The sequence below is a fragment of the Citrobacter sp. KH_055_1 genome (genome assembly GCF_057838705.1).
In genome coordinates, this window is sequence record NZ_CM174473.1 from 3,420,123 (window position 1) to 3,435,264 (window position 15,142).

Sequence of the window (15,142 nt, forward strand, 5' to 3'; positions counted from 1 at the left end):
TGGTCTTTTAACTCAAGTTTAACAATGTTATGAAACACCCGCTTGAATCACTGATGACCGCCGCCGGGATCCTGCTGTTGGCCTTTCTGTCCTGCCTGCTGCTGCCCGCGCCTTCGCTTGGCCTGGTGCTGGCGCAAAAACTCGTCGCCACTTTACATTTGATGGATCTTAACCAGTTTTATACGTTGCTATTTTGCTTGTGGTTTTTACTGCTTGGGGTGATTGAGTATTTTATTCTGCGTTTTATCTGGCGACGCTGGTTCTCGCTGGCGGATTAGCCCCGCGAGAACCTTTCGTCGTTAATGCGTACGGCTGTGGTTTTCTTTGCGGTACGCCCCAGGTGGCTGGCTGAACGTACGGGTGAAGATACGCGTAAAGGTTTGTTGCGAATCGAAGCCGTACTTCAGGCAGATATCGTACACTTTCTGGTCGGTATCACGTAAATCACGCGCCGCCAGCAGCAGCTTACGCTCGCGAATGTAGCGCCCGAGGCTCTCGCCTTTATACTGCATAAACAGACGCTGCAGATGCCATTTTGAATATCCCGCGTGGCGGGCAATATCATCAATGCGCAATGGTTGATTCAAATTATCATCAATCCATTCGACAATCGTCTCGATAACTTGTGCAGAAATCGTCATCGTTATCTCCCTTTTTTCATTGAGCCGCTGGCTGCCACCAGGCCGTGAACGGTTGGTCCGGTTCGGACAGTACTACCGGCTCACCCAGCATCGGCGTCAGCAGACGGTAATCTTTGAGACGGCTGGCCAGCGCCAGACGCTTGTAGGGATCGTCCCAGCTATGTTTCGCCAGTACAAAACGACCGGCATGACCGGGCACAACGGCTTTGGCATGGAGATCGGCGGATGCCTGCGCGGTCTCTTCCGGCATCATATGAATGAACTTCCAGTCCTGGTCATATTGACCGTTCTCCATAATCGCCACATCGACCGTGCCGAACTGTTCGCCAATCGCTTTAAAATGCGGCCCGTAGCCGGAGTCTCCACTGTAATAAATATTTTGCTCTGGCGTTTCCAACATAAAGCTGGCCCACAGGGTCTGGTTACGCTTGATGCCGCGCCCTGAAAAATGCCGTGCTGGCAGGACATGCACAATCAGTGAGTCCGTCACCCTGACGGACTGATTCCAGTCCCGCTCTTCAATTATCTTGCTGTTCATTCCCCAGTACCGCAGATGCGACCCGACGCCAAGCGGCGTAATCACCCGCTTAATCTTCGGCATCAACGCCTTTATGGTGGCAAGATCCAGATGGTCATAGTGGTCGTGCGAGATGATGAGCAGATCGATTTCGGGCATGTTTTGAGCCGTCCACGGATACTCCCCGGCAAAGGCTTTATTCAGAAATGAAAACGGCGCAGCGTAGTTACTCAATACCGGGTCGATGAGAATGCGTTGACCCGCCAGCTGCAAATACCACGAGGAATGACCCAGCCAGACGAGAGTATCCTGCTGCGGTGACAGACGCGCGAGTTCGGTTGCCACCAGCGGCAATGGTTGCGCAGGGCGGGCATTTTCGCGCTTCGCGACCAGAAATTCCCACCAGGCTGCCAGCATGCTTTTGTTGCCGGTGTAACCCAGCGTGGGCACCTGATTATGAAACTGTCCGTCACGGTAGTGTGGTGACTGTTCAACCTCACTCAGTTGTGCCCCTTGCGGCGCCTGACCGAATCCGGCATTGAGTACAAACGGTAAACTTGCAGCTGCAGCAATGAGCATAATAACAACCACACAAACGGTGAGACGCCTCATATCCTGACCTTAAACGCGCCCCTTTCCGCTGGTTTGCGCGACTGACTCTTGATTATGAGTGAGTAAGCACTCATTATAGAAATCGCAAGTTCGCCGTCAAGATGATTTTCAATCTTTGACATTCACCGTTGCGGTGCTGCGAAGGCCGTGATTCAATCGTGTTTTTAACAGGCTTAAGGGTAAAGTGTAGTGGCTCGTCCGAAGAGTGAAGATAAAAAATTGGCATTACTGGAAGCAGCAACCATAGCATTTGCGCAGTCCGGCATTGCGGCCTCTACCGCCGTCATTGCCCGCAATGCAGGCGTTGCTGAGGGAACTTTGTTTCGCTATTTCGCGACAAAAGATGACCTCATCAACGAACTTTACCTCCATTTAAAGCACGATATGTGCCAGTCAATGATGGCTAACCTGGACCGTTCAGTGACCGATGCCAAAACCATGATTCACTTCATCTGGAATAGCTACATTAGCTGGGGCCTGCATCACACCGCCGGGCATCGTGCCATCCGTCAGCTTGCCGTCAGCGAGAAAATCACCAAAGAAACCGAGCAACGGGCTGAGGATATGTTCCCCGAACTGCGTGATTTTTGTCATCGCTCGGTGCGCCCGGAGTTTATGTCCGACGAGTATCGCGCCTTTGGCGACGCGTTTTTTCTGTCACTGGCTGAAACCACAATGGAATTTGCTACCCGCACCCCTGCCCGCGCCGATGAATACATTGCCATGGGATTTGAAACCATGTGGCGCGCCCTCACCCGCGAGGAAAAATAATGGACGGCCAGACATTACATGCGTGCGCAAAACGCCTTGCGCTTGAACTGCCGTTTACCGAACACTGCTGGCCGTTTGGCCCGGAATACGATGTCTTTAAGGTCGGCGGCAAGATTTTTATGCTGGTCTCAGAGCATCACGGACGCCCGCTGGTCAACCTGAAGTCAGACCCGCAAAAGTCGCTACTCAATCAGCAGATCTACCCCAGTATTGAACCCGGTTATCACATGAATAAAAAGCACTGGATTTCAGTTTATCCCGGTGACGATATTACCGAGTCCTTACTGGCAGACCTGGTGAATGACTCGTGGCATCGGGTGGTGGACGGCCTGCCTAAGCGGGATCAAAAACGCCTGCGTCCCGTCTGATTTATCGCTAACCCCGATAAGTGTTTATGCCTTTTTCTGTCTTATCTTTTTGCCGCTTTCCCTGTACCCTGCTGAAACAAAACGCACCCGCAGGGTAAGAAAAACGACCAGGAGTTTTTATGGATATTGTTTCTGTCGCCTTAAAACGCTACTCCACCAAGGCATTCGATCCGACCAAAAAACTGACCGCTGAGCAGGCAGAAAAATTAAAAACGCTGCTGCAGTTCAGTCCGTCCAGCACCAACTCGCAGCCGTGGCATTTTATCGTGGCCAGCACTGACGAAGGCAAAGCGCGCGTAGCCAAAGCCGCCGCCGGCGGTTTTGTGTTCAACGAACGTAAAATCCTCGACGCGTCCCACGTCGTAGTGTTCTGCGCCAAAACAGCGATGGACGATGCTTGGCTGGAACGTGTAGTGGATCAAGAAGAAGTCGATGGTCGTTTCGCCACGCCGGAAGCCAAAGCCGCCAACCACAAAGGCCGAACCTTCTTTGCCGATCTGCACCGCAAAGAGCTCAAAGATGATGCGCACTGGATGGCAAAACAGGTGTACCTGAACGTCGGTAACTTCCTGTTAGGCGTGGCGGCAATGGATCTCGATGCGGTACCCATCGAAGGCTTTGATGCCGCGGTTCTCGATGCAGAATTTGGTCTGCAAGATAAAGGATTCACCAGCGTGGTTATCGTCCCGGTGGGCCACCACAGCGTAGAAGACTTCAACGCCGCGCTGCCAAAATCACGTCTGCCGCAGGAAACTACCCTGACGGAAGTCTGATCCTCACATTTGCATAACCTCCACACAGCGGTCATCATAGACCGCTGTTTATTAAGGAGACGTTATGCAGGAATTGATATCTCAGGTAGAAGACCTCGGCATTGAAATGAATCACACCACTTCGCTGGTGATGATTTTTGGCATTATTTTTATCACCGCCATTATTGTTCACGTTATTTTGCACTGGGTGGTACTACGCGCATTTGAAAAACGCGCCAACGCCAGCTCCCGCCTGTGGCTGCAAATCATCACGCAGAACAAGCTATTTCACCGCCTGGCGTTTACGCTGCAAGGTATCATCGTCAATATACAGGCCGCGCTCTGGCTACAAAAAGGCAGCGAAGCCGCAGAGATATTAGTCACCTGCGCCCAGTTGTGGATCATGATGTACGCCCTGCTGTCGGTCTTTTCTCTGCTCGACGTTATTCTTAATCTGTCGCAAAAACTCCCCGCCGCCTCGCAGTTGCCGCTGAAAGGCATCTTTCAGGGGATCAAGTTAATCGGCGCGATTCTCGTCGGCATTCTGATGATTTCACTGCTGATTGGTCAATCACCCGCCATCCTGATAAGCGGTCTGGGTGCCATGGCGGCAGTCTTAATGCTGGTGTTTAAAGACCCGATCCTCGGTCTGGTAGCCGGAATACAGCTTTCGGCCAACGATATGCTCAAACTGGGCGACTGGCTGGAAATGCCGAAATACGGCGCAGATGGTGCGGTGATCGATATTGGTTTAACCACCGTCAAAGTACGCAACTGGGATAATACCATCACCACCATTCCCACCTGGTCGCTGGTCTCTGACTCGTTTAAAAACTGGAGCGGCATGTCAGCGTCCGGCGGTCGGCGAATTAAGCGCAGTATCAGCATCGATGCCACCAGCATTCGTTTTCTCGATGAAGATGAGCGCCAGCGATTGCATAAAGCGCATCTGCTGAAACCGTATTTGACCACGCGCCTTCAGGAAATTAACGAGTGGAACCAGCAATTAGATGCGCCTGAATCCGTCTTGAATCATCGCCGGATGACCAATATCGGGACGTTTCGCGCCTACCTGAACGAATATTTACGTCACCATCCGCGCATTCGCAAAGATATGACGTTAATGGTGCGCCAGTTAGCTCCGGACGACCACGGGTTGCCGATTGAGATTTATGCTTTTACTAATACAGTGGTGTGGCTGGAATATGAAAGTATTCAGGCTGACATCTTCGACCATATTTTTGCTGTGGTCGAAGAGTTCGGATTACGTATTCATCAGTCGCCGACCGGGAATGATATTCGCGCCCTGTCAGGGGCGTTTCAGCGTTAATCTTTAGCTACTGGCGCGCGCAATATAGCGCCAGTCCATCATCACCCTTTCTGTTGGGGCATCGGGGTTATCGATTTTATTCAGTAATAACCCCACCGCCTTGCGGCCAATATCACGCGAAGGTTGCTCAATAGTTGAAAGCTGTGGGGAGACCATTTCAGCCAATTCCGTACCGTCAAAGCCCACCACGGCGATATCCTGCGGGATCTGTAACCCGGCGTTGCTAATAGCACGCATCGCACCGGCTGCCAGCGTGTCCGATACCGCAAACACCGCGTCGGGTTTCGCCTCGGCCGCCAGCAGGTTTTCCATCGCCGCGATCCCGGCGCTGGAACTTAACTCACGGGCGTACTCCACTGCCTGATACTCCAGCGATAACGCATGCAGCGCCGCCTTGTAGCCGCGTTCACGCAAACGGGCGTATTTGTAGCTCAGGTCATGGTTGATCAGCGCAATACGCCGATAGCCCTTGTCTACCAGATGCGATATCACCGACTGCGCGGCGTCTACATCGTTAATGCCCACACAGGAAACCGCACCTTTATCGGCATATTCCGCACACTGCACCCACGGAGCATCGCCAATCAGGGTGGTCAGTTCCGGTAATTTTGAGAAGGCATCCATGGTGATGATGCCATCAACAATTTTACCTGACAGCAGCTTCAGCGCTGACTTCGAACGCGCTGTATCGGAACCGGAATTACACAGCAGAATGCGATAGCCATTTTTCTCCGCCTCCTCCTCAATACCTTTCACCACCTCGGCACAAAACGGGTTGGCAATGTTGGAGACCATTACGAGGATCATCGAGCTTCGCGCCGTGCGCAATTGACGAGCCAGCAGGTTGGGCTGGTAATTACTTTCCTTAATAGCCTGCAGCACACGTTCGCGGTTTTTGGCCTTGACGGACTCACTGTTATTCAGCACACGTGATACCGTCGCTACCGACACACCGGCAAGCTGGGCGATTTTTTGAATAGACATAACGACGACACATCCTGCGTTTTACGCTTTGTGCTGAGGCTACCATAAAATCACCGCCCGGCGAACCGGACCGGTTTAACGCTGTACCGACACCCAGCGCTGCTGTTGATGGCTTTTTATAATCGCATCAATGATGTACATCACGTCTGCGCCATCCTTGAACGAGGCAAAACGTCGGGCCTGTGGCGCGGGCATTTGGCCTGTCTGTACGGCCTGATAGAACTGCAGCATCATATTTTTAAACGCATCCGGCCAGCCCTCAATATGCCCACCGGGGAAATGCGCGCTGGCGGCGACATCGGCATTCATTAGCCCCGGATCGTCCGTCAGGATCTGGTTCGCCTGTTGGCGGTGGCCCACCCACAGTTGCTGCGGCGTTTCCTGATCCCAACTCAACGCACACTGGCTGCCGCTAATCTCAAAGCTCAGATGGTTTTTGCGCCCGGCGCTAACCTGCGAGACGCTAAAGCAGCCTTTGCTGCCGTCGTCAAACCGCACCAGCACCGACCCGCGGTCTTCGGTGGTCACCGGTTTATCCTCCAACTGCCGACCAACCGTCTGCGAATTAAACGTCGCACCACCGGCCACGTCCGCTTTCCGCGTGGGCCAGACGATCGCGAGATCGGCCATCACCTCAACAATGCGTTTACCGGTGACAAACTGCACCGTGTCGCACCAGTGCGAGCCAATATCGGCCACCGCCCGCGAGCCGCCGCCCAACGCCGCATCAACCCGCCAGTTGTAGTCGGTCTCCAGCAGCATCCAGTCCTGTAAATAGCTGCCCTGCACGGCAAACAGACGTCCAACGCTGCCATTGCGTACCATGCTGGCCGCCTGCTGCACCATCGCAAACTGGCGATAGACAAAACTCACGCCGTGCACGACCCCCGCCTGCTCCGCCAGCGTCACCAGTTCATGGGCCTCTTCGGGGGCCATGCACAGCGGTTTTTCAGAAAATACGTGCAGCCCGGCACGCAGTATCTGCCGGTTGATGTCGGCATGCAGATGATTCGGCGTACAGTTGTGGACCACCTGTAGCCCCGGGTGCGCCAACAGCGCTTCCACACTGCCATATGCATGAGGCACCTGTAGAACGCTGGCCCGCGCCTGAGCCACCGCCAGCGAACTGTCGCAGAGTGCCACCACCTGCACATTCCCCAGTCGACGCAGCGCCTCAATATGCGCAGGCCCAATAAACCCGCTGCCAATAATGCCAACCTGGATCATTTGCGTACCTCATCGCCTGCGGCGAAATCATCAAATGCGTGGGATGAAACCGGAATAATATGCCGCTGAATAAACTCACGGCCTTCGCGGGCGCCGGTTTCTGCGTCTTTCAGGCAGCATTCCCACTCCAGTACCGCCCAGCCGGGATAATCATATTGTGTGAGCTTGCTGAAAATCGTTTTGAAATCAACCTGCCCGTCGCCTAATGAGCGGAAGCGTCCAGCGCGGTCGATCCACGGCTGGTAACCGCCGTAGACGCCGCTGCGGCTGCTGGCTCGATACTCCGCATCCTTGACATGAAACGCTTTTATGCGCGAGTGATAGGCGTCGATAAATCCGAGATAGTCCATCTGCTGCAACAGCAGATGGCTGGGATCGTAGAGCATATTGCAGCGCGGATGATTATCCACCAGCGCAAGAAAACGCTCGAACGTGATGCCATCATGCAGATCTTCGCCGGGATGAATTTCAAAACAGACATCAACCCCCTGCTCATCAAAACCGTCGAGAATCGGCCGCCAACGGTCAGCCAGTTCCTGAAATGCCTCGGCAAAACGCTGCGCATTATGCGGCGGCCAGGGGTAAAAATAGGGCCACGCCAGCGATCCGGAAAACGTGGCGTGTGCCGTCAACCCCAGTTTTTGCGAGGCTGCCGCAGCCTGGTGTAACGTCCGCGTCGCCCACGCCTGTCGGGCCTGAGGATTACCGCGTACCGCCTGCGGCGCAAAACCATCAAAAGCGTCATCGTAGGTGGGATGAACGGCAACCAGTTGGCCTTCGAGATGGGTGGATAATTCGCTGATCGTCAGTCCGTGCTGCGCCAGCATTCCACGAATATCATCGCAGTAAGTCTGGCTAACAGCGGCCTGTTCAACATCGAACAGCGACGCATGATTACACGGCATCTGTATGGCTTTGTAGCCCAGACCCGCGGCCCACTGCGCCAGCCCGTCCAGGGTATTGAACGGGGATTGCCCGCCGATAAACTGCGCCAGAAAAATCCCCGGTCCCTTAATGGTTCTCATAACCCCTCCTGAATATTACGCCTGCTCTTTCTCGTCATACTTGAAAGAGAAAAGGAAAATCACGGCAATCACCGCCGCGGCAACCGCCGGGATCCACCAGAACGGGATCCATGACTCAGGTACTGCCTGCCCCGCCACCAGACGGTTATACAGCGCACCGGAAATTTGCGAGCCCAACAGCATGCCGATCCCGTAGGTAAACATTACGATCATGCTTTGCGCCTGGCCTTTCACCTTTTCCCCGGCAATACGGTCGGTGTAGATAAAGCCGACCACAAAGAAGAAGTCGTAACACACCCCGTGCAGCAAAATACCGAGATACAGCAGGATGCGCCCTTCTTCGCTGATGCCCAGCGCAAAGAAGGCGTAACGCACAAACCAGGCACACATGCCGATCAGTAACATGTATTTCACGCCCAGCCGTCTGAACAGGAATGGGATCACCAGCATGAAGAAGATTTCGGACATCTGACCGAACGACATCGCGGTACTGACATCCCCAACGCCCGCATCCGCCAGAAACGATGCGGTGTACGCGTAGTAGGTCCCCAGTGGTACCGAGATTAACGTAGCGCAGAGTGAGAAGACGAAGAAGTGACGGGTTTTGAGTAAGGCGAAAGCATCGGCGCAAAACAGATCGCGGACTTTTACCGGCAACCCTTTTGCGGGCGCAGGCGTGTTTGGCAGCGTCAGGCTGTAGAGCGCCAGAATCACAGAGATAACCGCCGCCAGCGTAAAGATGCCGGTGGTATCCGAAATGCCTGTCACGCCGATAAAGATCCCCGCAACAATCCAGCCTATGGTGCCAAACACCCGTACTACCGGGAAGGTTTTGTCTTTATCCGACAGGCTGTGAAACGCAATATTATTGGTCAGCGCCAGCGTCGGCATGTAGCACAGCGTGTAGCCAAACAGCAGGCCAATCAGCAGCGCACCGTTTTGCGCTACCAGCGCCTGCGGCACAAACCACAGGATCGCCGCCCCGGCGAGATGCATCACCGCCATCACTTTTTGCGAGGCAAAAAAGCGATCCACCAGCATACCTAAGACAAACGGCGACAAGATTGAGGCTATCGGTCCGGCGGAAAACGCATCGCCAATCAGCAGCGACATGTTGTGCTGGCTCATCACCAGTCCCAGCGTGACGGACCAACTTCCCCAGATAAAGAACTGTAAGAACATCATCAGCGACAGCCGCGGCACCAGCAGCCGGTACTGTACGCTCTGTTTTCCACTACTCTCGGTTGTCGACACCATTTTTTGCCCCACCCTTAAAAAAGTAATCGATTACAAATAGGTTCAAATGAAAAGTAATCGATTACAAAACAAAGATCCTGTCAGTAAGAACAGAACTGGGAGATCAATCACGATAAAGTTCAGGGAGTGACCGATCTCATCGCAAAGGATGAGATCGGTAAGGGATTAGCGGGCTTTACGGCGCAGCAGTTTGAAGGCCACAAACAAGAACAGGATCCATGCCGGTAGCAGCATCGCCGACAGACGCATCTCATCCATGGTGCACATCAGCACCAGAATCATGCCGAGGAACGCAATACACAGGTAGTTTCCGGCCGGGTACAGCAGCGCTTTAAACTGAGTGTCACGCCCTTTGCGACGCATTGCCGCGCGAAAGCGCAGGTGCGCCAGGCAAATCATGATCCAGTTCAACAGCAGCGTCGCCACGACAAGCGCCATCAGCAGGCTGAAGGCCTTTTGCGGCAGCGCGTAGTTGATCAGCACCACCAGCGAGGTGATCGCCCCGGAAAGCACCAAAGAGTTAACCGGTACGCCGCGACGGCTGACGCGGGTCAAGAACTTCGGCGCATTGCCCTGCACGGAGAGGCCAAACAGCATGCGGCTGTTGGAGTACACGCCGCTGTTATACACCGACAGAGAAGCCACCAAAATAACGAAGTTCAGCGCGGAAGCCACCACGTTGCTGTCAAGATTATGGAAAATCATCACAAACGGGCTGCTGTTTGATTTCACTTCAACCCACGGGTATAGCGCCAGCAGCACCACCAGTGAACCGATGTAAAACAGCAGAATACGATACACCACCTGGTTTACCGCTTTCGGAATACTTTTTTGCGGATCCTGCGCTTCTGCCGCAGTAATACCGATCAGTTCCAGTCCACCAAAGGAGAACATGATCACCGCCAGCGAGAGGATCAGCCCGTTCCAGCCGGTGGCAAAAAAGCCGTTATAGCGCCAGAGGTTATCGATACTTGCCTGTTCGCCACCGTGACCAGAAAACAACATCCAGACGCCGAAGCCAATCATGCCAATAATCGCCAGCACTTTGATCAATGCAAACCAAAACTCGGTTTCGCCATACAGTCGCACGTTGACCAGGTTGATGGCATTGATGATCACGAAGAATACGGCGGCCCAAATCCAGGTAGGCACATCGGGAAGCCAGTATTGCATGTAGATCCCAGCCGCCGTCAGTTCAGCCATGCCGACCAACACAAACATCACCCAGTAGTTCCAGCCAGACAGAAAACCGGCAAACGGTCCCCAGTATTTATAGGCAAAGTGGGCAAACGATCCGGAAACGGGTTCTTCAACCACCATTTCGCCCAGTTGGCGCATGATCAGAAACGCGATGATCCCGGCTACGCCATAGCCCAACAGCACCGCCGGTCCTGCCATTTGAATCGCCGGGCCAATGCCCAGAAACAGACCCGTACCAATTGCGCCGCCCAGCGCAATTAACTGAATATGGCGGTTTTGCAACCCCCGCTGAAGCGTCGGCTCACTCGTTGACGCGGCATCGGACACGCTGGTGTCGGATGCAGATGACGCGTTTTTCACGCCCTACCCCTGTGTCGTTTATATTGAAGGGGCTTCTTTTAACATTTCAACCTGGTTGTCGCAAGGCGCAATCGTTTGGATACGCCGGGCATCCTTGCCCAACGCACCGAGGCGCAGGAAAAAAGTCACCAATCAACGGGCGTTAGCGGAAGCCAACGCGTTGTTGTTATTTATTCAGATCAATACGCACCACGTTATCGGGTGCATCCGTGGAGTGGTCTTTATTGAATTTCTGCTTCACAGTGACAAACAGCGTTTGCCCATCCGCAGAGAGCAGCAGGCTATTCGGGTTCGGCGGCAGATCCCAGCTTTTCTTCACACTGTAGTCGGTTGCATTCAGGCTAAGTAGTTTCCCGGCATCACGCTGGGTAATATAGATTTCGTTGCGCTTTGCATTGAATTTCACCGCTAACGAATCGCCAACATCGAGTTGCTTGAGCAATTTACCGGTGTGGATATCCAGCACCAGAGTCGTTTTCGCTTGCGAGTTATCGGTGACAAACAAACGGCCCGTTTGCGCGTCTTCTGCCATATTCAGCAACAGCGCAGGTTTCTCACCCAGCGGCTTCCAGCGTTTCTCTATACGCTGATTACGCGGGTTGATCACCAGGATTTCGCCACCGCCATTGGCGGCATAAATACGCTGAGTGACGTCAGAGTAATGCAGACCGGTCATCCATTTACCGGTGTTTTTGATACGGGTTTTCAGCTTCAGGGTTTCGGCATCCACCACCCAAATTACCGCCGGGTCAGCCACCGCGCCAATATAGAGCAGGCCATTATGCAGCAGCACCTGGCGCGCACCGTACGGGAAACCTTCGGCATTACGTTCCGGGAACAGTACACGATTTTTCACTTTACCATCGGCGGTATTCAGGGCGCTCAAGCCGCCGTCCAGTGAGTTAGTAACGTACACCGTTTTACCGTCTGGCGAGAGCGCCATACCAAAGTTTTTCATATCGGTATGGCTTAGACCGAGCGTCTTGAGCGTTTTCGGATCCAGTTTGTAAACCACCCCGCCCTGGACATCTTTAAATCCTTCCGCACTGGCAACATACAGCGCATCGCCCGCCGGACTCAGCGCCATTTCATACAGACCATCAGCCAACGCACGCTGCTGGACATCAGTAGCAGCTGGCGTCACCGCTTTTTCCTGTACCGCCGTACGACTGGCTGGCGTTGAATGTGCGGCACAGCCACTTAGCGCTGCGGCAATCAGCAATGCCAGAGCGGATGTTGTTTTTTTCATTGCGGGGATCCTTACCAGAGTGTACGGAAATGGTTAATAACAAAAGAGAATGAGAACTATACGCATTATCTTTATTGAATCAAGAATAATTAGCTCGTGAATAAAAAAGATGAAACGGAGGTTTGAAGAGTGCGACTGACGCGCGCTACCTCCGCTTTCTTATAATTACCGTGAATTATTCTGGACGAAAAGGCACCGCAGGCCACAAAATGCACCTTACTGTTTTTTCAACATTTTTAAACGCGTTCCCCAGGTCAGGTTCCTGTCACGCGCTTTAAGCCACGCCGGGCAGCGACCGTCATGAATAAGATCATTAAACGTCTTGAAATCATCAAAAGTGCCATCGAACTGGAAGATGATGAGATCATTTTCCAGCAACTAGTGCATTTGAAAAATGACACGTTGACGGACGTACCGAAGACGATCGTTCAGGCGCTTGAAGCACGACGCTTCAGCGATGCCCTGCATGAAATCACCGGCTGGCTGCAATCACAGCGAGCGGTATCAACGTGGCAAGATCCCGGCATCGCTGCCAGCAAACTTGAGCTAAAAGCACTTGAAACTCAGTTGCGCGACTTAATTGATAAACGCAATGCACGCATTCAAATCCTTGATGACTTCAACGACTTGTATCATCAGCACCTTGGGCCACTGATGAGTCGTATTCTCGAGTTGCGTAAACATCTGGCCGCCAGTGCGCAACGTAAGCAGGAAGCTGAGCGCAAACGCCGGGAAAAAGATTATCAGTCCTGTCAGCACTTTATTTCTCAGGCGGTCGATCAACTGGCGCAACTCAAACAGCAGTGGATGAGCCAGCGTTCAGACTCGCGCGAATCAGTGGAAACCCGGCAGCGCATTCAGCAGCAAACGGAGCTTATCACCGCCCTGCTGGCGGAAATTCGCGAACTGGAAAACGACTTTTCCCGCCAGGATGACAGCGCCACCCGCCAGGCGCAGGAAGAAGCCCGTCACGAATATGATGAATATCAGGAGCAACAGCAGGACGCGCAGCATCGTTATAACCGCGAACGGACACTTTCTCATGATGAGCGCAATGAACTAAAACGCCTGTGGCGGCAGGCCAGTCGCCTGTGCCACCCGGACGTGGTTGCGGATGACCTAAAAGATAAAGCGCACCAGATGATGGTACAGTTGAATCAGGCGCGACAAAATGCCGATCTGGCCGCCGTTCGTACGCTGCTTACCCAGTTGCAAAACGGTCTCGAACCGATGATGGCAAGCGACCGCCTCAACGATCTGCAACATTTACGCCGCAAGATACAGCAGCTCAGAGAGCAAATTAGCAGCTTGCTCAACGAGATTAGCGAACTGGAAGCTGAGAACGCCTGGCGTCTCGCCGCCTCTGTGACAGATAAGGAAGCCTACTTTGCCGACCAACAACGGGCGTTAACCGAGATCCGCAATACGCTGGAAGATCAGGTACGCCAGGTCGAGCAAGAACTGCTGGCCGGATAAGCCGACGACGTACAAAAAACAAGCTAATCGCTATTCTTTCGTGTGATTTTCAAATTAAGCACAAAAAGACAATTTTAGAATTAAATCCTTGAAACTTATAAAATCAAAGAACATAACACCATAAAACAAAATGAAGACGTAAATAAATTTGAATATGGCAATATTTTCATCCCTCCCCTATACACCCTCCGCGCCAGCCTGGTTTAAGTTAAGAATTATCTTACAGCGTTCTCATTGTGCTAAAAATGAGCCCTATCCAACTGAATTACGCTCTTTTTTGGCGACCTTCTTAGCCACACCTATCAGAATCCCCTGTGTCTCTAGGGTTATCCAGTCCGCAATTTTCTCGATTCATAAGCGAAATCTATCAATCATCTGCCCAGAGGTGATTTAAACGATTTATCTTAAATTTTAACAAAGTGTAATATCAACATTAAGAATAGTTAAAGATTTTAATAAATACAGAAAGTATCTGTTGAAACCGAAATTAATAAGGATACGTTCAAAACACAGAACGGGATATTCGTTTTAATTAACATTTCACGCATCGCGAGGAACTCTTTTTAATAAAAAAAAGAGGCGATTGCTTGCATCAAAATTTCAAGGAGATCGTTATGTCTAAAGCTATATTTTTGGGTGACTCACTTTACCCATGGCTTGGCATGCGAGAAATTTTACGTGGTTCAGCATTATTTACGGATATCACGTACCACTCCTCTCAGACGCTTTCTGCCGTCAACATACATTCTCATAAATTGGATTGCATCATTATTAATCCTGGCAATTCTGATTTTTTAAAATATGCCAGAGTTATCCGCAACATGGCCTTACGCCCTGCGACGATGATTATCGTTCTGGCCGATGAAGCCACTTTTTCACTTTTTCAAACCGTTTGCGGGATGAACATGCATTTTCTCGATCAAGACGACTCTCTTGATCAACTTTTGCACGCATTCACCTCTATCACTCAAATAAAAAAATCACGCACTATCAAAGCAGTACATAACAAAATAACCGCAAACGAATTTAACGTCATGATGATGTTGGCCCGCGGTTGGACGCTGACTCAAATCGCCGGCGCATCGCAAAAAAGTGAAAAAACCATTGGGGCGTACAAAAGCAACATTGCCAGAAAGCTTGGCAAAACCAATACCCGGCTCAAGTACACCATCTCGCACTATAGCCAGCCGTAACTGACTTATTTAAGGACGACCATAACGATTATTTTTTAAAAGGGACTCACTTTCAGTTCGTCTTTTATTCCGCGAAACCCGGAAGGCATCCCCATTTTTAAAAATCGACCTGCCAGGTAGCACTCCCGCGTGCCAACCATAGCCAACAACTCAACGTAATAACGCATGCAATATAAAATG

The 15,142-nt window shown here is 52.2% G+C and carries 15 protein-coding genes; 7 read left to right on the forward strand and 8 right to left on the reverse strand.

The features are described from left to right. Nucleotides 1–29 precede the first annotated feature (29 nt). Nucleotides 30–278: a DUF1158 domain-containing protein gene (locus tag AC3ITF_RS16245; protein ID WP_115259141.1), complete on the forward strand. Its 249-nt coding sequence runs from the start codon at nt 30–32 to the stop codon at nt 276–278. Between the two features lie 21 nt (nt 279–299). Here the strand turns inward: AC3ITF_RS16245 and AC3ITF_RS16250 are convergent, their stop codons facing one another. Together AC3ITF_RS16250 and AC3ITF_RS16255 are read right to left on the reverse strand one after the other, a co-directional pair. Then, nucleotides 300–641 (reverse strand): RamA family antibiotic efflux transcriptional regulator, encoded by a 342-nt coding sequence (locus tag AC3ITF_RS16250; protein ID WP_045440915.1) that lies wholly within the window; start codon nt 639–641, stop codon nt 300–302. Nucleotides 642–657: 16 nt separating this feature from the next. Next, complete coding sequence (locus AC3ITF_RS16255; RefSeq protein WP_489175840.1) at nt 658–1,770, reverse strand: MBL fold metallo-hydrolase; 1,113 nt, start codon at nt 1,768–1,770, stop codon at nt 658–660. A gap of 189 nt (nt 1,771–1,959) precedes the next feature. Between AC3ITF_RS16255 and AC3ITF_RS16260 the strand changes: the two genes are divergently transcribed. The 4 genes from AC3ITF_RS16260 to AC3ITF_RS16275 all read left to right on the forward strand — a co-directional run bounded on the left by AC3ITF_RS16260 (nt 1,960) and on the right by AC3ITF_RS16275 (nt 4,991). Then, complete coding sequence (locus AC3ITF_RS16260; RefSeq protein ID WP_115259143.1) at nt 1,960–2,541, forward strand: TetR/AcrR family transcriptional regulator; 582 nt, start codon at nt 1,960–1,962, stop codon at nt 2,539–2,541. Further along, on the forward strand, nt 2,541–2,909 hold the full coding sequence (locus tag AC3ITF_RS16265; protein WP_115259144.1) for an MmcQ/YjbR family DNA-binding protein: 369 nt from the start codon (nt 2,541–2,543) through the stop codon (nt 2,907–2,909). The genes AC3ITF_RS16260 and AC3ITF_RS16265 overlap by 1 nt, the downstream gene beginning before the upstream one ends. Before the next feature lie 119 nt (nt 2,910–3,028). Continuing rightward, nucleotides 3,029–3,682, forward strand: a complete 654-nt coding sequence (nfsB, locus tag AC3ITF_RS16270; RefSeq protein WP_115259145.1) for an oxygen-insensitive NAD(P)H nitroreductase — start codon at nt 3,029–3,031, stop codon at nt 3,680–3,682. Between the two features lie 64 nt (nt 3,683–3,746). Continuing rightward, nucleotides 3,747–4,991: a mechanosensitive ion channel family protein gene (locus tag AC3ITF_RS16275; protein ID WP_115259146.1), complete on the forward strand. Its 1,245-nt coding sequence runs from the start codon at nt 3,747–3,749 to the stop codon at nt 4,989–4,991. Between the two features lie 3 nt (nt 4,992–4,994). Here the strand turns inward: AC3ITF_RS16275 and AC3ITF_RS16280 are convergent, their stop codons facing one another. The 6 genes from AC3ITF_RS16280 to AC3ITF_RS16305 all read right to left on the reverse strand — a co-directional run bounded on the left by AC3ITF_RS16280 (nt 4,995) and on the right by AC3ITF_RS16305 (nt 12,293). After that, nucleotides 4,995–5,975 (reverse strand): LacI family DNA-binding transcriptional regulator, encoded by a 981-nt coding sequence (locus tag AC3ITF_RS16280; RefSeq protein ID WP_137362454.1) that lies wholly within the window; start codon nt 5,973–5,975, stop codon nt 4,995–4,997. 75 nt (nt 5,976–6,050) lie between these two features. After that, nucleotides 6,051–7,202 carry a Gfo/Idh/MocA family protein gene (locus tag AC3ITF_RS16285; RefSeq protein WP_489175841.1) on the reverse strand — a complete coding sequence of 384 codons (1,152 nt, stop codon included), beginning with the start codon at nt 7,200–7,202 and terminating at the stop codon, nt 6,051–6,053. Then, entirely contained in the window at nt 7,199–8,227 is a 1,029-nt protein-coding gene (locus AC3ITF_RS16290; RefSeq protein WP_117342187.1) for a sugar phosphate isomerase/epimerase family protein, read from the reverse strand. Before AC3ITF_RS16290 ends, AC3ITF_RS16285 begins: the two co-directional genes overlap by 4 nt. Nucleotides 8,228–8,242: 15 nt before the next feature. Next, on the reverse strand, nt 8,243–9,484 hold the full coding sequence (locus tag AC3ITF_RS16295) for an MFS transporter (RefSeq protein WP_115259150.1): 1,242 nt from the start codon (nt 9,482–9,484) through the stop codon (nt 8,243–8,245). 165 nt (nt 9,485–9,649) lie between these two features. Further along, nucleotides 9,650–11,044 (reverse strand): phenylalanine transporter, encoded by a 1,395-nt coding sequence (gene pheP, locus AC3ITF_RS16300; protein ID WP_096757960.1) that lies wholly within the window; start codon nt 11,042–11,044, stop codon nt 9,650–9,652. A gap of 166 nt (nt 11,045–11,210) precedes the next feature. Then, nucleotides 11,211–12,293 (reverse strand): YncE family protein, encoded by a 1,083-nt coding sequence (locus AC3ITF_RS16305; protein WP_115259151.1) that lies wholly within the window; start codon nt 12,291–12,293, stop codon nt 11,211–11,213. Nucleotides 12,294–12,593: 300 nt separating this feature from the next. On the opposite strand from AC3ITF_RS16305, the gene AC3ITF_RS16310 reads away from it, so the two are divergent. Together AC3ITF_RS16310 and AC3ITF_RS16315 are read left to right on the forward strand one after the other, a co-directional pair. Further along, the gene (locus AC3ITF_RS16310) at nt 12,594–13,769 is read left to right on the forward strand and encodes a coiled-coil domain-containing protein (protein WP_153879365.1); all 1,176 of its coding nucleotides are present in this window, start codon (nt 12,594–12,596) and stop codon (nt 13,767–13,769) included. A gap of 614 nt (nt 13,770–14,383) precedes the next feature. Next, nucleotides 14,384–14,962 (forward strand): helix-turn-helix transcriptional regulator, encoded by a 579-nt coding sequence (locus AC3ITF_RS16315; RefSeq protein WP_146717197.1) that lies wholly within the window; start codon nt 14,384–14,386, stop codon nt 14,960–14,962. Nucleotides 14,963–15,142: the final 180 nt, after the last annotated feature.